This window comes from Mesorhizobium sp. M7A.F.Ca.MR.245.00.0.0, from assembly GCF_003997415.1.
Classification (GTDB): Bacteria; Pseudomonadota; Alphaproteobacteria; order Rhizobiales; family Rhizobiaceae; genus Mesorhizobium.
Genome location: NZ_RZTE01000009.1, coordinates 159,227 through 179,985, shown reverse-complemented (window position 1 = coordinate 179,985; position 20,759 = coordinate 159,227). Strand labels below are relative to the sequence as shown.

15 protein-coding genes are annotated in these 20,759 nt (G+C 62.8%); 8 read left to right on the top strand and 7 right to left on the bottom strand.

The annotated features are described in order from the left end of the window. Positions 1 to 60 precede the first annotated feature (60 nt). Positions 61 to 429, bottom strand: coding sequence for a four helix bundle protein (locus tag EOB80_RS13085; protein ID WP_127327958.1), 369 nt, complete (start codon positions 427 to 429; stop codon positions 61 to 63). A gap of 46 nt (positions 430 to 475) precedes the next feature. Next, positions 476 to 1,912: a glutamine synthetase family protein gene (locus EOB80_RS13080; RefSeq protein WP_027035719.1), complete on the bottom strand. Its 1,437-nt coding sequence runs from the start codon at positions 1,910 to 1,912 to the stop codon at positions 476 to 478. Positions 1,913 to 2,075: 163 nt separating this feature from the next. On the opposite strand from EOB80_RS13080, the gene EOB80_RS13075 reads away from it, so the two are divergent. Further along, a complete protein-coding gene (locus EOB80_RS13075; protein WP_127321902.1) occupies positions 2,076 to 2,789 on the top strand; it encodes an HAD family hydrolase in 714 nt (237 codons plus the stop codon). Between the two features lie 68 nt (positions 2,790 to 2,857). Here the strand turns inward: EOB80_RS13075 and EOB80_RS13070 are convergent, their stop codons facing one another. The 3 genes from EOB80_RS13070 to aceA form a co-directional block, all read right to left on the bottom strand. After that, positions 2,858 to 3,262 carry a response regulator gene (locus tag EOB80_RS13070; RefSeq protein WP_245463682.1) on the bottom strand — a complete coding sequence of 135 codons (405 nt, stop codon included), beginning with the start codon at positions 3,260 to 3,262 and terminating at the stop codon, positions 2,858 to 2,860. Positions 3,263 to 3,540: 278 nt separating this feature from the next. Next, positions 3,541 to 3,783, bottom strand: a complete 243-nt coding sequence (locus tag EOB80_RS13065) for a hypothetical protein (RefSeq protein ID WP_112625246.1) — start codon at positions 3,781 to 3,783, stop codon at positions 3,541 to 3,543. 56 nt (positions 3,784 to 3,839) lie between these two features. After that, positions 3,840 to 5,129: an isocitrate lyase gene (aceA, locus tag EOB80_RS13060; RefSeq protein WP_127327956.1), complete on the bottom strand. Its 1,290-nt coding sequence runs from the start codon at positions 5,127 to 5,129 to the stop codon at positions 3,840 to 3,842. A 225-nt stretch (positions 5,130 to 5,354) separates the two neighbouring features. Here aceA and EOB80_RS13055 point away from each other — a divergent pair, with 225 nt between their 5' ends. The 6 genes from EOB80_RS13055 to EOB80_RS13030 all read left to right on the top strand — a co-directional run bounded on the left by EOB80_RS13055 (position 5,355) and on the right by EOB80_RS13030 (position 12,367). Further along, a complete protein-coding gene (locus EOB80_RS13055) occupies positions 5,355 to 6,797 on the top strand; it encodes an XRE family transcriptional regulator (RefSeq protein ID WP_127327954.1) in 1,443 nt (480 codons plus the stop codon). 151 nt (positions 6,798 to 6,948) lie between these two features. Beyond that, a complete protein-coding gene (locus EOB80_RS13050) occupies positions 6,949 to 7,899 on the top strand; it encodes a DMT family transporter (protein ID WP_127268368.1) in 951 nt (316 codons plus the stop codon). A 340-nt stretch (positions 7,900 to 8,239) separates the two neighbouring features. Further along, a complete protein-coding gene (locus EOB80_RS13045) occupies positions 8,240 to 9,337 on the top strand; it encodes a polyamine ABC transporter substrate-binding protein (protein WP_127268369.1) in 1,098 nt (365 codons plus the stop codon). A gap of 84 nt (positions 9,338 to 9,421) precedes the next feature. Then, positions 9,422 to 10,561, top strand: coding sequence for an ABC transporter ATP-binding protein (locus tag EOB80_RS13040; protein ID WP_127272201.1), 1,140 nt, complete (start codon positions 9,422 to 9,424; stop codon positions 10,559 to 10,561). Positions 10,562 to 10,569: 8 nt separating this feature from the next. After that, positions 10,570 to 11,544, top strand: coding sequence for an ABC transporter permease subunit (locus EOB80_RS13035; protein WP_127327953.1), 975 nt, complete (start codon positions 10,570 to 10,572; stop codon positions 11,542 to 11,544). Positions 11,545 to 11,548: 4 nt separating this feature from the next. After that, on the top strand, positions 11,549 to 12,367 hold the full coding sequence (locus EOB80_RS13030; protein WP_013530251.1) for an ABC transporter permease subunit: 819 nt from the start codon (positions 11,549 to 11,551) through the stop codon (positions 12,365 to 12,367). 23 nt (positions 12,368 to 12,390) lie between these two features. Here the strand turns inward: EOB80_RS13030 and EOB80_RS13025 are convergent, their stop codons facing one another. Continuing rightward, positions 12,391 to 14,241 carry an AsmA family protein gene (locus EOB80_RS13025; protein ID WP_127327951.1) on the bottom strand — a complete coding sequence of 617 codons (1,851 nt, stop codon included), beginning with the start codon at positions 14,239 to 14,241 and terminating at the stop codon, positions 12,391 to 12,393. Positions 14,242 to 14,512: 271 nt separating this feature from the next. Here EOB80_RS13025 and EOB80_RS13020 point away from each other — a divergent pair, with 271 nt between their 5' ends. Then, positions 14,513 to 16,471 (top strand): acetoacetate--CoA ligase, encoded by a 1,959-nt coding sequence (locus tag EOB80_RS13020; protein WP_127327950.1) that lies wholly within the window; start codon positions 14,513 to 14,515, stop codon positions 16,469 to 16,471. 327 nt (positions 16,472 to 16,798) lie between these two features. Here EOB80_RS13020 and EOB80_RS13015 read toward each other — a convergent pair whose 3' ends face one another. Then, complete coding sequence (locus tag EOB80_RS13015; protein WP_127327948.1) at positions 16,799 to 20,560, bottom strand: PAS domain S-box protein; 3,762 nt, start codon at positions 20,558 to 20,560, stop codon at positions 16,799 to 16,801. Between the last annotated feature and the right edge of the window lie 199 nt (positions 20,561 to 20,759).

Here is a 20,759-nt window from a genome sequence, read left to right as displayed (position 1 = left end):
GAGTAGGGGAGTAGGGGAGTAGGGCAGTAGGGCAGTAGGGCAGTAGGGCAGTAGGTGGGGCTATTCCGGTGACAGTTTTCGGATCAGAAGCCGCAAGAGCGTTCCTACACTCTCACTGCGGGTCATCAAGGGTTCGACCGTCTCGTGCGAGGCGATTCCGACGCGTTGCGCGATCAGCAGATGGGTCTCCAGTTCCTTGAGGGATCCCTGGGCAATCCTGAGAAATTGCTGATAGGAAGCTCGGCTTTCTCGCCCGTAACCGTCGGCAATGTTGGCGGGAACGGAGGTGGCTGCACGGCGTACCTGAGTCGTCAGTCCGTAGAGTTCATCCCTTGGCCAAGCTCTGGTTGTTTCGTAGATCGATACCGCCAGATCCATAGCTTGCTGCCAGACAATTAAATCCCTGTACGATTCAATCTTGGCCGCCATCCTTGCCCTACTGCCCTACTGCCCTACTGCCCTACTGCCCTATTCCCTACACATTCAGCAACAAATACTCCCGCTCCCACGGGCTGATCACTTCCATGAAGGTCTCGAACTCCGCCCGCTTGATCGCCGCATAGGTGGCGGCGAAGGACTTGCCCAGATGCGCGCAGAGTTCCTCGTCGCCTTCGAAAAGGTCGACGGCTTCGAGCAGGCCACGCGGCAGGTCGATTTCGTCGGCATTGGCTGTGGTCAGCACGGGAGGCTCGGCCTTGATCTTGTTGGTGATGCCGATCAGCCCGCAGGCAAGCGATGCCGCCAGCGCCAGATAGGGGTTGGCATCGGAGGACGGGATGCGGTTTTCGACGCGCCGTGCCGCCGGATCCGAGCGTGGCACGCGAAACGCCGTGGTGCGGTTGTCATAGCCCCATTTGTTGTTGACCGGCGCCGACGCCGCCTGTGTCAGCCGGCGGTAGGAATTGACGTAGGGCGCGAACATCACCAGCGCGTTCGGCACATGCTTCTGCATGCCGCCGATGAAGTGGAAAAAATCGTCGGTTTCCGAGCCGTCAGCGGCCGAAAAGATGTTCTGTCCGGTCTTCTTGTCGATGATCGACTGGTGGATGTGCATGGCGGAGCCGGGTTGCCCCTGGATCGGCTTGGCCATGAAGGTGGCGTAGATCTCGTGCTTCAGCGCCGCCTCGCGAATGGTGCGCTTGAACATGAACACCTGGTCGGCCAGTTCGATCGGGTCGCCGTGGCGCAGGTTGATCTCCAACTGGCCGGCGCCTTCCTCGTGGATCAGCGTGTCGATCTCCAGGCCCTGGCTTTCAGAGAAATGGTAGATGTCGTCGATCAGTTCGTCGAATTCGTTGACGCCGGCGATCGAATAGCCGGCGCCGCCACCGATCGCGCGTCCCGACCGGCCGACCGGCGGGGTCAGCGGATAGTCCGGATCGGGATTCTTGCGCACCAGGTAGAACTCGATCTCGGGCGCCACCACTGGCTTCAGGCCGAGCTTGTCATAGGCGGCCACCACACGTTTCAACACATTGCGCGGCGTGAACTCGACCGAGCGTCCGTCCTGGTGGACGAGGTCGCAGATGACCGCGGCCGTCGGGTCTTCTTCCCAGGGCACCACCGTCAGCGTCGACAGGTCGGGCATGAGTTTGAGGTCGCCGTCGTCTTCCGGGTAATGGAAGCCGTTGCCATCCTCGGGGTAGCCGCCGGAAATCGTCGTCATGAAGACTGCCGACGGCAGCGCCAGCGAGGTGTTGGAGGTGAATTTCTTCGATGGCATCATTTTGCCACGCGCAACGCCTGCCTGATCGGGCGTGATGCACTCGATATCCTCGATGCCGCGCCACTCCAGCCAGGCGCTGACTTCCTTCCAGTTCTTGACGCCCCGTTGGTTTTTCACGAAGGCAGGCGTGCGGGCGCGTCCTCCGCGGCTCGACGGACGGACTTCCTTTTTTGCAGGCGGCATCATTCACCAGATTGGGTTGCGGATTGTGGAGTATAGCCGTGCCCTCCTATGGAAGGGAAGGGGAGCCGCGTCGGGCATTGGCCGGCGCGGTTGAAAATCACGCCAATCGGCCTAGTTTCGGCCGTCGCAATTCCAATCGAGGCCCAAATCTTAATCGAGAAATTGAATGCGGCCCAACGGCAGACTGACAACGATCGGATTCGATGCCGACGACACGCTGTGGCAGAACGAGCAGTTCTTCCGGCTGACGGAAAAGCGCTTTGCCGCCATGCTCGTCGACCATGGCGAAGCCGAGCATATCTCGGCACGATTGCTGGAGGCCGAAAGGCGCAACCTCGCCGTCTATGGCTTCGGCATCAAGGGATTTACCCTGTCGATGATCGAGACGGCGATCGAGGTCACGCAAGGCCGCGTGCCGGCTTCGGTCATAGCGGAGATTCTCGATGCCGGCCGCGAGATGCTGAGCCATCCGATCGAGGCCTTGCCGCACGCCCGCGAGACGGTCGAAAAGCTTGCCGGTGCATTCCGCCTCGTGCTGATCACCAAGGGCGACCTCTTCGATCAGGAGCGCAAGCTGGCTGGCTCAGGCCTTGGCGATCTGTTCGACGCGGTCGAGATCGTCAGTGACAAGAATGCAGCCACCTATAGCAGGCTCTTCAACCGCCACGGTGATGGTCCGGCGAAAAGCATGATGGTCGGCAACTCGCTGAAGTCGGATGTGGTGCCGGCCATAGAGGCCGGCGGCTGGGGTGTCCATGTGCCGCATGAACTGACATGGGTGCTGGAGCATGTCGAGGCGCCGGTAACCGAATCGAGGTTCCGCCAGATATCCGATCTCGGACAACTGCCCGGACTGATCGAAAGCATCATCGATCCGTGATCGCCGGGCCTTACCTGTTTGCTCAATTCCGGACGGAAAACCGCCTGCGTACTTTTCCCGCAATTGCCTTAGCGGCCGATCAGGCGATCGATCACCGGTTGCAACCGTTCGGGCGTGATCGGCTTGGCGACCACCACGTCGATGATACCAGACAGGCCCAGACTTTCCGTCGTGCCGTTCTTGGTTGACAGCAGGATTACCGGTGGCAGCGATTTGCCCGAGGCGCGGCGCAACGCGTCGATGCTGGACATCAGATTGTCGCAGTCCTTGTTGTCGGCGCCGCCGTCAAGGACAACCACACCGGGAATGAGCGACCGCAAGATCCTTGCCGCCGTGTCGGGAGATTCCGAAATCGGCTTGAGCCCGGATCGCTCGACGATCTTTGAAATCACCACGCGATTGATTGGCGATTTCCCGACGACAAGCACCTGCGACGGATCGCGGATCGCCTCGGTGGTTGAGTCGCGGGTCACCGGATTCGGATGTCTTGGAGTCTCGCCTTCGCGATTCACCGGGCACACAAGTCGGCCAAGAAGCTCGCCCCTATTTCAATGCAGAGTTGAATCCGGAGCGCAATTGGCGTGAGATCGTAGCCTGTGTCAAGTTGAAATAAAAGTGCCCGAAATCATCGCCGGAGCAGTGAATTTCAAGCAACTCTACTGTACTCAACTGTCCACACGTGCGTTTCATAAAAAGAAAATTCACCTGCGCAGGGGCTGCGCAGGTGAAGGGCCGGTTGCATGGATTCCGGTCAGCCGTGGCGCTGCTGCGTGACGATCACCGGGATCAGCAGATCGCCCCAGTTGCCGTCGCCGCCATGATGTCGTGCCGAGCGCACGAGCTCCACCGAGACGCCCGCCTCGACCGCCTTCATCACCGACTGGTTGAGGCGGTGCAGGTCGTTGGCCAGCATGCGGATCGTCGCCTGCTGGTCGACGCTCATCGTCGTCGACTGTTCCTCGGCGCGTTCCTTGACGCGGCTTATCGATGCCATGGTCTTCTCCTGTGTTCCCAGCCCTGTTGGGCGTTTCCTCTGTACTTTGCTGCTCGCTATTCCGCGGCCGGTTTGAACTGCGCGTGCTCGGTCGATTCATGCATGGCGGTGGTCGATGACTGGCCGCCGGTGATCGCCATCGACACGGCGTCGAAATAGCCGGTGCCGACTTCGCGCTGATGTTTGGTCGCGGTGTAGCCATCGGCCTCGGCCGCGAACTCCGCTTCCTGCAACTCGGAATAGGCCGCCATCTGCCGCGCCTTGTAGCCGCGCGCCAGTTCGAACATGCCGTAGTTGAGCTGGTGGAAGCCGGCGAGCGTGATGAACTGGAACTTGTAGCCCATCGCGCCGAGCTCCTTCTGGAACCTGGCGATCGTCGCGTCGTCGAGGTTCTTCTTCCAGTTGAACGACGGCGAGCAATTGTAGGCCAGCAGCTTGTCGGGATGATGCTTGCGCACGCCCTCGGCGAATTTCCTGGCCTGTGCCAGGTCCGGCTTCGAGGTCTCGCACCAGATCAGATCGGCGTGAGGCGCATAGGCGATGGCGCGGGCAATGCAGGGCTCAATGCCGTTCCTGACATGATAGAAACCTTCAACCGTGCGCCCGGCGTCGTAGTCGACGAAAGGCTGGTCGCGCTCGTCGATGTCGGAGGTGAGCAGCTTGGCGGCTTCCGCATCGGTGCGCGCGACGACCAGGGTCGGCGTGCCCATCACGTCCGCCGCCAGGCGCGCGGCGTTGAGGTTGCGGATGTGCGCCGCGGTCGGGATCAGCACCTTGCCGCCGAGATGGCCGCATTTCTTTTCCGACGCCAACTGGTCCTCATAATGGACGCCGGCAGCGCCCGCCTCGATGAAGGCCTTCATGATTTCGAAGGCGTTGAGCGGTCCGCCGAAGCCGGCTTCCGCGTCGGCGACGATAGGCGCGAACCAGGTTTCGACCGAAAGCCCATTGCCTTCGGACGTTTCGATCTGGTCGGCGCGCTGCAGCGTCCGGTTGATGCGCTTGACCAGTTCGGGCGCTGCATTGGCCGGATAGAGCGACTGGTCCGGATACATCGCGCCAGCCGTGTTGGCGTCGGCGGCAACCTGCCAGCCCGACAGGTAGATCGCTTTCAGTCCGGCGCGCACCTGCTGCATCGCCTGATTGCCGGACATGGCACCGAGCGCGTTGACGAAGTCCTCCTCATGGATGAGCTTCCACAGCCGGTTGGCACCCATTTCGGCGAGGCTCTGACGGATCTGCACCGAACCGCGCAGACGCTTCACATCCGCCGCGGAGTAGGGCCGTTCGATACCGTCGAAACGACCTTCCGGGGCCGATGGGACGAGGTTGTAAAAATCAGTCATTGGTCACTCCGAGGAATTGCTGAACTGTCTCAAGGCGTCGAGAATTTGGGTCGTTGGGTATGACTGGATTTACATTTCTGCGCGAAATCAGCCACAAAAATCCGGGGAGCCGACGGAATATAAGAGAAAACCTGTGTTGCGTTTGACAGAGGTGCGTTGTAAATTTGTCATTATTGTAAAGGCCAGACCCAGAAAGTTCGTGTAAATTGCTGTAAAGGACAGTCCGTGGCTGACCAGAAGATCTTCGCCGGGCCGCGCATCCGCCGCATCCGCAATGCCAAGGGCCTGACCCAGACGGCGATGGCCGAGGGCCTCGGCATTTCACCGTCCTATCTCAATCTGATCGAGCGCAACCAGCGGCCGCTGACGGTGCAGCTGATCCTCAGGCTGGCCTCCGTCTACAAGGTCGATCCGCACGAGCTGCAGGGCGAGGCGAGGGGGTCGGTCGCTGCCTTGAAGGAAGTGTTCACCGATCCCCTGCTGGTCGGCGAGTTGCCGGGTGATCAGGAACTGATCGAGCTTGCCGAGGCCGCGCCCAACGCGTCCGCGGCGGTGATAAAACTGTTCCGCGCCTATCGCGAGCAGGCCGAGCGCCTGTCCGACCTCAACGAGCTTTTGGCGCGCGAAGGTCGGGCGACGGCGCTTTCCGGCGCCCGCCTGCCGATCGACGAGGTGCACGAGACTTTCGAGCGCCGGCCGAACCATTTCGCTGCCCTCGAGGGGGAGGCAGCAGCGTTCACCTCGGTGCTCGATCCCGGCGACGATCTGTTCGGCGCGCTGAAGGCCTGGCTGAAGCGCGAATACGGCATCGTGGTCAAGGTGCTGCCGGTCGCCACCATGCCGAACTGGCGCCGCCGTTATGATCGTCATTCGCAGCGCCTGTTCCTGTCCGAACGCCTGTCGCCGTTCGACCAGTTGCGCGAAGTCGCGATGGAGGCCTGCCTGATCCGCATGACGGTCGCGGTCGCCAGCGAGATCCAGGCGCTCAAGCTGAGCACCGACGAGGCGCGCCGCCTGGCCCGCTTCGAACTTGGCCGTTATGCGGCGCATGCGCTGATGATGCCCTATCAGGCCTTTCACGCGGCTGCCGTGCGCGCCCGCTATGACATCGATGTCCTGCGTTCGCGCTTCGGCGTCTCCTTCGAACAGGCAGCCAACCGGCTGACCATGCTGCAGCGGCAGGGTGCCTCGGGGGTGCCGTTCTTCATGCTGGAGGTCGACAATGCAGGCAACCGCTTCCGCAAGGCCGGCAGCCAGGGCTTTCCACAAAGCCGCTTTGGCGGCGGCTGTCCCAAGCTGCCCGTGCATGTTGCCTTCACCCAACCCGGCCAGGTCTTCGTCGAGGCAGTGGAAATGCCCGACGGCGCCGAGTTCCTGTGCATCGCCCGCACGCTGGAAGGGCCGCAAGGCGCATTCTCGGAACGCCCGCGCCGCACCGCGCTGCTGCTCGGCTGCGACATCGGCTTTCGGGACGAAATCGTCTATGGCGCGGCATTACCCGGTGCGGCAATCACCGCAAAGGCCGGCGGCATCGCGGCGACGCCGGTCGGCCCTGCCTGCCGGCTTTGCGAACGCGTCGGCTGCCTGGCGCGCGCCGAGCCGCCGGTGACGCGCCCGCTCGGCCTCGACGAGATGGTGACGGGCCTGAGTGCCTTTGATTTCCAGTAACGCCGTGTTCCTCTGAAATAGGAGCAAGGTGCCACAATTGTCGCCGGCCGCTGGCTCAGTTCCGGCCTGCGCCTTTGCGTTACGCGAACAGAGCATCTTTTTGTCGTCCCTTGCGCATCGTCCCGTCCACAAAAGCCCGACAGTCGCGCTCATGATCGATACCGCATCGCCGATCGTCGCATCGCCAGCCGTCTCGCCGCGCGAGGAGCGCGTCGGCATGCTTTTGGTCTTCCTGTCGGCGCTGATGTGGAGTTTCGGCGGCACCATCGCCCGCTTCATCACTGTCGGTGACAGCTGGACGGTCATTTTCTGGCGATCCGTCTGGGCAGCCGCCTTCCTGGTCTGCTTCATGGTCTGGCGTGACGGCTGGCGTGGCACGTTGAAGCTGTTCCACGACATGGGTCTGCCCGGCCTTGCCGTCGGGATCTGCTTTGCCACCGCATCGACCGCCTTCGTCGTGGCGCTGGCCTACACCACCGTCGCCAACATCCTTTTGATGCAGGCAGGCGTGCCGTTGCTGGCGGCGCTGTTTGCCTGGGCGTTGTTTCGCGAAAGGGTCGGTGTCGCCACCTGGGTGGCAATCGCCGCCGTCATCACCGGCGTCGCCATCATGGTGTCGGAATCGCTGGATGGCGCCGTCTCGCCCATAGGCGATGGGCTGGCGCTGTTGATCGCGGTCATGTTCTCGGTCGCCACCGTCATCACCCGGCGGTTTTCCGGCGTGCGCATGACGCCGGCGACGTGCCTCGGCACCATGCTCGCGGCCGGCTTTGCCGTCTCGCAGGCATCGACCTTCACCGTGTCAGTCAGCGACATGGGCTTTCTGTTTGCCTTCGGCGTGGTCAATCTCGGCCTCGGTCTCGCCTTCTTCGCCACCGGCGCACGGTTGATCCCGGCGGCCATCGCGGCTCTGCTCGGCACGTTCGAGCCGATCCTCGGCCCGATATGGGTCTGGCTCATCCATTCCGAGGTGCCGTCGGGGCGCACCATCATCGGTGGCGCGGTGGTGGTCACGGCGCTGCTCGTCCATATCGGGCTCGAATTCAAGCGGCAGGCACGGCCCGAACGCGCAGGGGTCACCGGGGTGCCTTCGCCTAATTGAGGCGGCCTGCAGCTTTGCCATTGACAACGTCGCTGCAGCACGGGCAGGCTGGGAATACGGCAACAACAAGACAGGCGTATCTTGCCAAGTCTCCCAGCCGGTCCGATCGGGACCGGACCATATCGTCGTATCTCTGCCCGCGCCACGGCGAAAGCCTATGACGGTATTGGCACGCCTCCCAAGCCGCCTCAGGGGCATCCAGCCATCTCATCGAACCGCCTGCATGGTCTCGGCAGTTCGCGCTTGTCGCCCCTTGGAAAGCTCAATAGTCTGAAGAAAATGCCGGTCGCGCTGATATCGCGACGAGCCGGTGAAGGAACACTCATCAAAGGAGAATAGCATGATCCGCAAAGCGCTCTGGCTTTCGGCAACTTCGGCATTCCTGACATTGTTCACCGTCGGCGGTCACGCCGCGGATCGTGTCGTCAACGTCTTCAACTGGTCGGACTACATCGACAGTTCGATCATCGACGATTTCACCAAAGAAACCGGCATCAAGGTCGTCTATGACACCTTCGATTCCAACGAAATCCTTGAGACCAAGCTGCTTGCCGGCGGCAGCGGCTATGACGTCGTCGTGCCCAGCGGCAATTTCCTTGCGCGCCAGATCCAGGCCGGCGTGTTCCAGAAGCTCGACAAGTCGAAACTGCCCAACATTTCCAACATGTGGGACACGGTTACCGAGCGAACCGCCAAATATGACCCCGGCAACGAATACTCGGTCAACTACATGTGGGGCACGGTTGGCATCGGCTACAACATCAAGAAGGTGCAGGCGGCGCTTGGCACTGACAAGATCGACAGCTGGGACGTCTTCTTCAATCCCGATAGCCTGGCCAAATTGAAGGACTGCGGCGTCTACGTGCTGGACTCGCCGGCAGATATCATCCCGGCGGCGTTGAAATATCTCAACCTCGACCCGAACAGCACGTCACCCGATGATATCGCCAAGGCCGAGGAGACCTTGCTCAAGGTCCGGCCTTACATCAGGAAGTTCCATTCCTCCGAATACATCAACGCGCTCGCCAACGGTGATATCTGCCTGGCGGTCGGCTGGTCGGGTGACGTGTTCCAGGCCCGCAACCGCGCGGTCGAGGCCAAGCAGGGCGTCGAAATCGGCTATTCCGTGCCGAAGGAGGGCGCGCAGATGTGGTTCGACCAGATGGCAATCCCTGCCGACGCGCCGCATGTGGCGGAGGCGCTCGAGTTCATCAATTACATGATGAAGCCGGAAGTTATCGCCAAGTCGTCGAACTACGTGCTCTACGCAAACGGCAACAAGGCTTCGCAGCAATTCGTCGACAAGGCATTGTTGGAGGATCCTTCGGTTTATCCCGATGCCGAGACCATAAAGAAGCTCTACACCGTCTCGCCATACGATCCCAAGACCCAGCGCGTCATCACGCGCACCTGGACCAAGATCGTCACTGGCCAGTAAGCAATCCGACACGGTCCCGGCAGCCACCTGCCGGGACCGTTTCTACCTGGGGCAAGAAGCAAGAAAATCAGGACGGAGTGGGACATGAAATCGCTTGGCAGCATCCGCAGGGATTTTGCACCGTGGAACGACCCGAATGCCAAGCCGTACATCCAGTTCGACAACGTCACCAAGAAGTTCGGTGACTTCACCGCCGTCAACAATCTGTCTCTGACCATCTTCGAGCGCGAGTTCTTCGCGCTGCTCGGCGCCTCCGGTTGCGGAAAGTCGACGCTGCTCAGGATGCTCGCCGGCTTCGAGGAGCCGACAGCCGGCCGCATTCTGCTTGACGGCCAGGATCTGCGCGGCATCCCGCCCTACCGGCGGCCTGTCAACATGATGTTCCAGTCCTATGCGCTGTTCCCGCATATGACGGTCGAGAACAACATCGCCTTCGGCCTTAAGCAGGACGGCATGCCGAAGCCCGAAATCGCATCGCGCGTTGCCGAGATGCTGAAGCTGGTCAAACTCGAGCAGTTCGCCAAGCGCAAGCCGCACCAACTGTCCGGCGGCCAGCGCCAGCGCGTCGCGCTCGCCCGCTCGGTCGCCAAGCGGCCGAAGGTGCTGCTGCTCGACGAGCCGCTCGGCGCGTTGGACAAGAAGCTGCGCGAAGAGACGCAGTTCGAACTGATGGATTTGCAGCAGAACCTCGGCCTGACCTTCGTCGTGGTCACCCACGACCAGGAAGAGGCGATGACCATGGCCGATCGCATCGCCATCATCGACAAGGGCGAGGTGATGCAGGTGGCAACGCCGGCCGAAGTCTACGAGGCGCCGGGATCGCGCTTCGTCGCCGGCTTCGTCGGCAATGTGAACATGTTCGAGGGCAAGATCGCGCGTGGCGAGGCCGGCAGCGCCAGCATCGATGCCGGCAACGGACTCACCATCCGCACCGACAATGCCGGCACCGCCGGCGCCGGGACGGCCGTCACCTTCGCCATCAGGCCCGAAAAGATCAAGGTGTCGTCGAAGAAGCCGGCCGAGGCGGTCAACGCCATCGAGGGCGAGGTCTACGACATCGCTTATCTCGGCGACATGACCGTCTATCATGTCAGGCTGGACGACGGCCAGGTGGTGCGCGCGAGCACCATGAACGCGGCCCGCATCACCGAGGATCCGCTGAGCTGGAACGACCGCGCCTGGGTTTCCTTCCGGCCCGATGCCGGCGTCGTGCTGACGCGGTAGGGGCGACCATGTCGAGCGCCGCCGTCACCACCTCATCAGCCTCTCCGGCATCCAATGCCGGCAAATCCCTCCTTGCCAGGCTGGGTGCTGCCTTCGTTGGCCGACTGGTCATCATCATCCCCTATGTCTGGCTGCTGTTCTTCTTCCTCATTCCGTTCGTCATCGTCTTCAAGATCTCGCTGTCGCAGACGGCGATCGCCATTCCGCCCTATACGCCGGCGCTCGATTTCAGCGGCGGCATTTCTGGGTTCCTGGCTCAGTTAAAGCAACTCAGCCTCGACAATTACACTTGGCTGACGCAGGACGCGCTCTACTTCAACGCCTATGTGACCAGCGTCATCATCGCCGCGATCTCGACGGTCCTGACATTGCTCGTCGGCTACCCCATCGCCTATGGCATGGCGCGCGCGCCGGCGACGATCCGCCCGACCTTGCTGATGCTGGTGATCCTGCCGTTCTGGACCTCGTTCCTGATCCGGGTCTACGCCTGGATCGGCATTCTCAAGCCCGAAGGGCTGCTCAATCAGCTGCTGCTCGCCACCGGCGTCATCCACCAGCCGCTGATCATCCTCAACACCTATACGGCGATCTTCATCGGCATCGTCTATTCCTACCTGCCGTTCATGGTGTTGCCGCTCTATTCCGCGCTTGAGAAGATGGACTATTCGCTGATCGAGGCAGCCAAGGATCTCGGCTGTCCGCCGACAAGTGCGTTCTGGAAGATCACCTTCCCGCTGTCGCTGCCCGGCGTCATCGCCGGCTGTCTGCTGGTGTTCATTCCGGCCGTCGGCGAGTTCGTCATTCCCGATCTGCTCGGCGGCTCGCAGACGCTGATGATCGGCAAGACGTTGTGGAACGAGTTCTTCGCCAATCGCGACTGGCCGGTATCGTCGGCCGTTGCCGTCATCCTGCTGTTGCTGCTGATCGTGCCGATCATGCTCTTCCAGCGGGCCCAGGCGCGCGCTCAGGAAATGGACAGGTGACCTCATGAACGCCACCTGGAGCCGCTTCAACATCACTTCGATCGTGCTTGGCTTTGCCTTTCTCTATCTGCCGATCGTGCTGCTCATCGTCTTCTCGTTCAACGAGTCGAAACTGGTTACGGTCTGGGGCGGTTTCTCGACCAAATGGTACGTCTCGCTGTTTCACAATCAGGGCCTCATGGACGCGACCTGGGTGACGGCGCGCGTTGGCCTGATCTCGGCCACGGTAGCGACCGTTCTCGGCACGCTGGCGGCACTCACCTTGACCCGCTACACGCGCTTCAAGGGCAGGGTGCTGTTCTCCGGCATGGTCTTTGCGCCGCTGGTCATGCCGGAAGTGATCACCGGCCTGTCGCTGCTGCTGCTCTTCGTCGCGGTCGGGCTCGACCGTGGCTTTCTTACCGTGACGCTCGCCCATATCACGCTGACCATGTGCTTCGTCGCCGTGGTCGTGCAGTCGCGCCTCATGACCTTCGACCGCTCGCTGGAAGAAGCCGCGATGGATCTTGGCGCAACGCCGGTGAAGACCTTCTTCCAGATCACATTGCCGGTCATCATGCCGGCGATCGTCTCCGGCTGGATGCTGGCTTTCACGCTTTCGCTCGACGATCTGGTCATCGCAAGCTTCACCTCCGGGCCGGGCGCGACGACGCTGCCGATGAAGATCTACAGCCAGGTTCGCCTCGGCGTGACGCCGGAAATCAACGCTGCCTGCACCATCCTGATCGCCGTCGTGGCGATTGGCGTCATCATCGCCTCGCTTGCCAACAAGCGGCGTGAGGTGCAGCGCCAGCTCGACGAGCAGGCGGCGCAGCGCGGGTGAAAGACAGGAGGCGCAGTGGCGGCCTATTCCCCCGAAACGCCGCGGCTGATCGGGGAAATGAACGGCGTGCTCCAGGTTCCGCCGACGAAGAACGATGACTGGTTGGGACCTTGCTGGCCGTTGGCCTGCGTTGCCGCCTGGTCAGGCTGAATGACGCCGCCGGACAAGGCCAGTCCGCGCCCGGCGTAGGACGCGATGCCGGACAGCCAGATCTTGTACTTCGCTGAATTGGCCTCGGCCTTGTCGATCCGCGCCACGCCCTTCGAAATGGTGGCCTTGATCTCGGCTCCGTCGATCGGCAATGTTCCGTCGGAGACGTCGTCGAGCGCGAAGAAGCCGCCCTGTTCGGTATGTTTGAGGAAGGCCGGCAGGTTGAGCTTGCTCAACGCACCCGGCCCGAAGGTCGCCGAGACCGAGCCGTCGGCATTGTCGAAGATGGAATCCCAGGTTCTGCCCGGCCCCTTGAGGATCACCGAGACGGTGCCCGTGCCGACCGGCACCAGCCGCGTCATCCCTGCCGCCGTGCCGAACGCACCGCCGTCGATGTCGGACGCCAGAAGGCGGATTTCGACCTGCGAGCCCTCCGGCTTGCGATCGAAGCGAAGGCTGGTCTGGATGTTGCCGCCGAAGGCCGAGGCATCGGAGATGTCGAATACCGACAGACCATCCTTGACCTGGGCGGTGGCGGCGACATCGGCGAGCTGGATAGGTCCCGCCGTGGCGTGGGCTGCCGACAGCCTCAGATCGAGATTGATCTTGTCGGCGAAACTTGTGTCGATTTCGCCGGGTCCCGCCCCTCCGGTCGGCACCAGCGGGGTGAAGGCCGAAAGAAACGATCTGAGGTCGAGCGTGTCGAAGGCGAGCGTACCGGAGATCACAGGTTGTGCGCCAAGCGAGAGGTCCAGCGCACCCATCCCCGGATTGTTGTCGAGCGCAATCGCCGTGTTGTCGAACTTGACGCGCCCGCCGGTCGCGGTGATCTTGCTCGAAATGCTGACCGAGCCGATCGCCGCACCTGGAGCGATGCCGGCCTGCGACCATTCCAGGACACGCCGCAGCGAGGGTGCCGAGAACTTCGCCTGACCGTCGAAATAGGTATTTTCAGACATGCTGGCCGTGCCGTCGAACGAGAAGGTGGCGGGTGCCGCCTTGAAGGACAGCGTCAGCGGCGCCGTGCCGCCGGCAAACAGCACAAGTGGTCTGGCCGAGGCGACGTCCAGCGCGACGCTTTCGCCCCGCCAGATCCCTGTTGCCGACAGCGTCGCATTGCTGTTCATCGCGGCCCAATTCGCCTGACCGTTTAAACTGCTGAGGATCTCGACGTCCTTGCCGCCGATGGAGGCTACCATTCGGCCGTCGCGAAACTCGACCGTGCCGAAGGTGTCGGTAGGCAGCTTGTCGAGGTCCGGCTTGGCGGGGTCGGCATTGACCACGCCGCGCGCCGTGTCGATGGAACGCGTGATGCGCCCGCCGGTGGGGACAGCGGGCAGGAAAAGGCCGGCAGGCGTGCGCTGGACCCGGATCGTCGGCCGCACCAGCCGCGCCGTCGAAAACACCACGTCGCCGCGCAGCGCCGCCATGGCGGAAAGGTCGACCTCGACCCGTTCTGCCTCGACCACCGGCGGCGCCTCGGTGTCGGTCCATTGTGAAAGCGTCACATCGGTCAGGATTGCCCGGAATGTCGGCCAGACCTCGATGCGCGGCGAACCGTCGATGGCGACCCGGAAGCCGCTCCACGCGCTCATTTCCCAGGCGATGCGGTCGCGCACGATACGGGTGGAGGCAATCAGCGGCAGGGCGGCAACGACCAGCGCGACGACGATCACGGCAGCGCCGATCGCCCATATTCCGCGCCGGATCATAGATGATGGCATATGGCCCCGTATGCTTCCATTCCGACAAATCGCCCGACGGGTGTAACCCCGGTCGTCACCACGACCCCGGTCGTCACCACGACTGCAGTCGTGACCACACTTCCGGCCGCCACCACGACTTCAAGTTGTCACTACGACTTAGGGCTGAGGCATTTCAAGTCTTTATGGCCCGGCGATGGCATTTGCGCACATCTGGTCGCATCAGCCGAACAAAATCTTGCTCTGCTGCGCTGCGATATGCATAAGCGATGGCGACCGTGGAGGAACGATCATGGCTGCCGAACAACCGCTCTGGACCCCGACGCAAGACCAGATTGACGCAGCACCCTTAACCGCCTTCACCAAGGCCGCCGGAGTGAAAGCCGGCGGTGCGTTTTCCTCGTATTCGCAGCTTCATGCCTGGTCGGTCGCGGATCGTGAGGGGTTCTGGAGCCTGGTCTGGGATTTCTGCGGCATCGTCGGCGACAAGGGCGATAACCTGCTCGTCGACGGCGACAAGATGCCCGGCGCTTCTTTCTTTCCCGATGCGACACTGAATTTCGCTGAGAATCTGCTGAAGAAGACCGGCTCAGGCGACGCAATCGTGTTTCGCGGCGAAGACAAGGTCGAGCGCCGGCTGTCCTGGAACGCGTTGCATGCGCTGACCTCGCGGCTGCAGCAGCTTTTCCTGTCGCTCAAGGTGAAGAAGGGCGACCGCATTGCCGCCATGATGCCCAACATGCCGGAGACCGTCGCCGCCATGCTGGCCGCGGCCTCGATCGGTGCCGTCTGGTCGTCCTGCTCTCCCGACTTCGGCGAGCAGGGCGTGCTCGACAGGTTCGGCCAGATCGAGCCCGTCGTCTTCATCGCGCCGGATGGCTATTGGTACAATGGCAAGGCGATCGAGGTCGCCGACAAGATCGCCGCGGTCGCGGCCAAGCTCGGCACTGTCCGCAGGATCCTGGTCGTCGACTATCTCGGCACATCGAGCGATATCGCCGGGACCATCGACAAGGCGGTAGCGCTGGAAGAGGCGCTGTCGCCCTTCGCCGGCAAGCCCGTTGCCTTCGAGCCGCTGCCGTTTTCGCATCCGCTCTACATCCTGTTCTCGTCGGGAACGACCGGCATTCCCAAATGCATCGTCCATTCGGCCGGCGGCACGCTGATCCAGCATGTCAAGGAACACCGGCTGCATGCCGGTCTTACCGATGGCGACCGCTTTTTCTACTTCACCACCTGCGGCTGGATGATGTGGAACTGGCTGGTGTCGGGGCTCGCTTCGGGTGCGACGCTGCTGCTCTATGACGGTTCGCCCTTCTACCCCGACGGCAATGTGCTGTTCGACTTCGCCGATGCCGAGAAGATGACTTTCTTCGGCACCTCGGCCAAGTTCATCGATTCGGTGCGCAAGGCCGGCCTCAAGCCGGTCCGCACGCATGATCTGGCCACTGTGCGGGCAATCTCCTCCACCGGCTCGCCGCTGTCGCCGGAAGATTTCCGCTTCGTTTATGACGGCATCAAGAAGGACGTGCATCTGGCTTCGGTCTCCGGCGGCACCGACATCGTCTCCTGCTTCGTGCTCGGCGTGCCGACGCAGCCTGTCTGGACCGGCGAGATCCAGGGACCCGGCCTTGGCCTTGCGGTCGATGTCTGGGACGATGACGGCAGGCCGGTCCGGCAGGAGAAGGGCGAGTTGGTCTGCACCAAGGCTTTTCCGGCGATGCCGATCGGCTTCTGGAACGACCCCGAGGGCAAGAAGTACCGGGCGGCCTATTTCGAGCGCTTCGACAATGTCTGGTGTCACGGCGATTTCGCCGAATGGACCGCGCATGGCGGCCTGATCATCCATGGCCGCTCCGACGCCACGCTCAACCCGGGCGGCGTGCGCATCGGCACGGCGGAGATCTACAACCAGGTCGAACAGATGCCGGAGATTCTGGAAGCGCTGTGCATCGGCCAGGACTTCGACAACGACGTGCGCGTCGTACTGTTCGTGCGCCTGGCCGCCGGCGCGCAGCTCGACGAAAATCTGGAAAAACGCATACGGGCAAAAATCCGTAGCGGCGCGAGCCCGCGTCACGTGCCGGCAAGGATCGTCGCCGTCACCGACATCCCGCGCACCAAATCGGGCAAGATCACCGAGCTTGCTGTGCGCGACGTGGTGCACGGCCGCGCCATCAAGAACAAGGAAGCGCTCGCCAACCCGGAAGCGCTCGACCTGTTCAAGAACCTGCCGCAGCTGGCCGAGTAGCTGCTACTGCATGTCGCTCAAAAGTGGTCCGGTTTTGAGACAACGACATGCATGAAAAAGGCCTTTCCGGCATGGTTAACGAAATATCTCGCTAGAATTTACCTAGATTTCATGAGTGGTACACATTCGTAAATTTTCCGGCACTCCGGTAAGGAGTTGTTAAGGTCCGGCGTCGATAGTCGCAGGTAACTTGAGGGAGAAATCCCGTTCCTCAGCCCCGAGGATCCGAATTCGCTCAAGCCCCCGTTGTGACAGCAATCCCATCTCTTAAGGCGCCCTTTGGGCGCCTTTTCTTTTTATCGAGACCGAACCGCGGAGAGGGCTGATCTATTCCGCGAGCACACGGGTCGACGGAAAAGCGACCTCGACCAGAGTGCCTTCGCCCGGTGTCGAATTGATGGTGAACCGGGCACGGTTGGCTTCCACCATCGCTTTGGTCAACGGCAGTCCAAGCCCGGTACCGTCACCGCGTCCGCGCTTCAGCGCGTTGATCTGCTTGAACGGCTTTAGCGCCTGCTCGATCTCGGCATGGCTCATGCCGATGCCGGTGTCGCGCACCCGCATGACGACGTCGCCCGACGTCTCATAGGCGGTCGAGACGATCACCTGGCCGCCGGCCTGGGTGTAACGGATGGCATTCGACAGGATGTTGAGCGCAATCTGGCGCACGCTGCGCAGGTCCGCCACCACTTCCGGCAGCCGCGAAGCGAAGCTGGAGCGGATGATGACCCGTTCGCGGTTGGCCTGCGGCTGCATCATCGCCACCGTCTCGGCCAGCGTGTCGTTGAGCGACACCGCTTCATAGGCCATCTCCTGCTGGCCGGCCTCGATCTTGGAGATGTCGAGCAGGTCGTTGACCAGATCGAGCACATGATTGCCCGAGCGGTTGATATCGCGCAGATAGTCGCGGTAGCGATCGTTGGCGACAGGTCCGAACTTCTCGTCGACCATCAATTCCGAAAAACCGATGATGGCATTGAGCGGGGTGCGGATCTCGTGGCTGATGCGGGCCAGGAAATCGGTCTTCTGCGAGGACGCGCGCTCGGCCACCGCACGTGCCTGCGTCAAGTCCTCTTCGGCCCGCTTCCACTGCGTGATGTCGCGAACGACGGCGCAGAAGCCGCTGTCGTTGGGCAGCCGACCGATGGTCATGAACAGCGGAATGAAGCGGCCTTGCGACTCGCGCCCGATCACCTCGCGGCCGTCGTTCATGACACTCGCCACGCCGGGCTCGGACAGTCCGTTGAGATAGTCGCGCGCCGCGCGCTGGCTTTCGATCGCAAACAGCGAGGCGAACGGCTTGCCGGTCACATCGTCGCTGTCGAAGCCGAACAGCGCTTCCGCAGGCCGGCTAATCGATCGGATGGTGCCGTCACGGCCGATCAACACGACGCCGTCGGTGGCGGTGTCGATAATGGTGCGCATCTCGGCGATGCGCGCCTTGAGTTCGGAAATATCCGGCTGCGTCTGCTCGTCGCCAACCACATGCAGGCTCGCCGGCGCATCATCCTCGCCGGAGCGTCGCACGACCAGCATCAGCGCCTTGCCGTCGCGCCAGGGGACCGAGCGCAAAATGGCCTCGATCGGGAATTCCTGTCCGTCACGCGTTTTCAGCCGCAGCGCGCGATCGGTGCCGTCGGAAACGCCGTCGTCGGCATAGGGGTCGGCAAACAACGCGCCGAGGCCGCCGGCATCCGCCAGATCGTCAAGCGCCTCGTAACCCGTCAGGCTGAGGAATTCCTCATTCGCATAGTGCAACCGGTCCCCGGAATGGATGAGCAGCGGCACGGGCAGCTTGCCGAGCAGCGACGTGTCCGGAGCCTTGTGTTCATCTCCGGCGGAAAACGCCGACGGCACGAACCCTTCGGCCTTGAGCGGCGGAACCTGCAGGCGAGGGCGCTCGAGGGGTATTTCCGCAGAGTCGCCTGCGGTTTCCTCGCCAACCGTCTGCTCGTCGGGCGACGCGGCTTCCTCGTCGGGCTGCGCCCAATCCTCATTGTCTTCGGCATCGCGAAAATCCGCCGACGTCATGCTGTCGTCATCGAGGCCATCATGTGTCGCGTCAGTGGCTTCAGGCTCTTCGCCGGGCGAAACGGCAGCTGTGTTCTCTGGTTCCGCCGCCACGGGGCCACGTTCGTCATCTTGGCCGGCATAGTCGAGCAACGAGCCCGTCACATTCACCCCCGAGCGGGCGTCACGAGGGGCTTCGTCCGCGTGACCGTCAAGCCGTGCCAGATCCCGCTCGTCTTCGGCATCGACATCGGATGCCTCGACCGGTTCGTTCTCTGGCCCTGACGCAGGGATGCCGTCGGTGCGCATCGGGTCGTCGGACGCATTGACCGGAGCCTCGGTCTCCGCTGCCGATGCCTCCACAGTCTCGGTCTCTGGCGGCCCGACCGGAGCGCTATCCTTCTTCAGCCGCTCGCCGATTTCGCGGAACGCGCTGCGTTCCAGGGTCGACAGGCCCTTGTCGTTGGCAGGCTGGCGATGTTCGGCGAGCCGGATCACCTTATCGGCAAAGCGCCGCTCCTGTTTCGGCACGATGGTCAGCGCCGGCACCTCGCCCTTGAACGGATCCGATGCCTGCGTGTCCTCGGTCTTGGGCTCTTCGGCGTTCGGCTGTTCGGGCGCGGGTTGGATGACTTGCGGTTCCGGCGTTGCCGGCGCCTGGCTATTGGGCACCAGCGCCATGCCGATGGCCTCCGGATCGACGACCGCGTCGCTGGCGCGGGCGACGCCGAAGCCGCGGAAACCCTCGAAGGCGCGGCTGCGGCCATAGACAGGCAGCGCCGCCAGGTCGACCGGTATCTTCAGATCGGTGCCGACGACCGGCCACAGCACGGAGCGCCCGGACCAGGTATCGCGCCGTTCGAGGAGCCCTGATATCTCGCCGGAGGGGTCGAGGCCGAATGTAGCGGCGACATCCCTGAAGCGGCGGCCGATCACGTCGGCCGCCGGCTTGCCAACGATGTCGGCGAATTCCGGCGACAGCGCGCTGAACTTGCCTTCGGCATCGGTGCGCCAGACGAAGCGCACCGGCGCTGCGGCGCGGTCTATCGCCGAGACGGTCGTCGGCGTGGCCGTGGACTGGACTTCCAGGGCGGCCGGCTCTTGAGGCGCTTCAGGTCCGGACGCGGCAGGTCGCGGCCCCTGTTCCCCTCCGTCCTCGCCGGCGTTGAAGTACCAATGGTCGTGCTGCGCGGGCATGCGCTCTGCTGCCGGCTGATCGCTGTTGGCCGCCGTCGGCGCCTGCCCGATCGCATCGGCGATCTCATGCTGCGATGCGGCGATGTCGCCGGCCGGCTGCGAGGCGCTCGGTTCGTCGGTCGGTGCCTCGCGACCCTGTTCCGGCTGGGAAGCCGCGTCGCCAGCAGGTGCCGTCTCGGCAATGGTTTGCGTAGGATGTTCGCCCGCAGGGGCTGTGTCGTCGAGCTGGTCCTCGTCGATCACCACCAGCAGATGCCGCTCCTCGGTCAATCTTGCCAGCCCTGCCGGGTAGGAGGCCGTGCCGCCGGGGACAAGGCGCTTGACGATGCGGTCGCTCTCGGCTGCGACGTCGGCGACCAGTGCCGCCAGCGTCTCCGGCAGGATGCCCAGTGCCGAAAATCCTTCCGAGGCCGCCTCGACGTTGCCCCCGGCATCGACAAAGGCGATGAAATGACCATCCTCTGTGAGGCCGCTAATGGCGCGCGCGGCGATTTCGCTAGCACTGCGTGACCCGGTCTGAGCCGCTGGCACTGCCAGCATGATCGCCTTTTCGGCGTCGGGCATGGTCACCGCACTGGCCAGGAAGCCGACGGCGCGGCTGGTCATGCCGGTCGCCAGCCGCACCATGATGGCGCGGTCACTGCCAATCTCGGGAAATCCGCTGGTCGCCATGATCTGGCGCCTGGCGATCACGGGCAACTGCGCCGAGGCGCCGATGATCGCCTCGATGTCGGGATAACCGAATATCGCGGCTCCTGGCCCGTTGGCCCAGATCACCTGCTCCAGATCCGCCGACAGGATCGCGATCGCGTCGCCTGCCGCAAAGCGCTGGCGGACCGCGTCGAGCACGGCGACATCGAGGAAGGAATATTCGGACGGCATGCGCTTGGCGGACCTCACGGAGCGGCGATTTTGCAGTTAACGCTTTGTTAATAAAAGCCGGAGGCGCGAAGGTCCACAAGCCAGAACGTGCAAAGGCTGGAATCTGGGCTCTTGGTTAACGGCAAAAGAAATTTATGGTGCACTGCAACAAAGATATTGCAATGCACAAAATTTGCCTTTATATTGCCATCATACAGGA

Bases quoted from the DNA above. Each gene is read 5' to 3' on its own strand.
- EOB80_RS13085 (WP_127327958.1), bottom strand. From the start codon at position 429: ATGGCGGCCAAGATTGAATCGTACAGGGATTTAATTGTCTGGCAGCAA.
- EOB80_RS13080 (WP_027035719.1), bottom strand. From the start codon at position 1,912: ATGATGCCGCCTGCAAAAAAGGAAGTCCGTCCGTCGAGCCGCGGAGGA.
- EOB80_RS13075 (WP_127321902.1), top strand. From the start codon at position 2,076: ATGCGGCCCAACGGCAGACTGACAACGATCGGATTCGATGCCGACGAC.
- EOB80_RS13065 (WP_112625246.1), bottom strand. From the start codon at position 3,783: ATGGCATCGATAAGCCGCGTCAAGGAACGCGCCGAGGAACAGTCGACG.
- aceA (WP_127327956.1), bottom strand. From the start codon at position 5,129: ATGACTGATTTTTACAACCTCGTCCCATCGGCCCCGGAAGGTCGTTTC.
- EOB80_RS13050 (WP_127268368.1), top strand. From the start codon at position 6,949: ATGATCGATACCGCATCGCCGATCGTCGCATCGCCAGCCGTCTCGCCG.
- EOB80_RS13045 (WP_127268369.1), top strand. From the start codon at position 8,240: ATGATCCGCAAAGCGCTCTGGCTTTCGGCAACTTCGGCATTCCTGACA.
- EOB80_RS13040 (WP_127272201.1), top strand. From the start codon at position 9,422: ATGAAATCGCTTGGCAGCATCCGCAGGGATTTTGCACCGTGGAACGAC.
- EOB80_RS13035 (WP_127327953.1), top strand. From the start codon at position 10,570: ATGTCGAGCGCCGCCGTCACCACCTCATCAGCCTCTCCGGCATCCAAT.
- EOB80_RS13030 (WP_013530251.1), top strand. From the start codon at position 11,549: ATGAACGCCACCTGGAGCCGCTTCAACATCACTTCGATCGTGCTTGGC.
- EOB80_RS13025 (WP_127327951.1), bottom strand. From the start codon at position 14,241: ATGCCATCATCTATGATCCGGCGCGGAATATGGGCGATCGGCGCTGCC.
- EOB80_RS13020 (WP_127327950.1), top strand. From the start codon at position 14,513: ATGGCTGCCGAACAACCGCTCTGGACCCCGACGCAAGACCAGATTGAC.
- EOB80_RS13015 (WP_127327948.1), bottom strand. From the start codon at position 20,560: ATGCCGTCCGAATATTCCTTCCTCGATGTCGCCGTGCTCGACGCGGTC.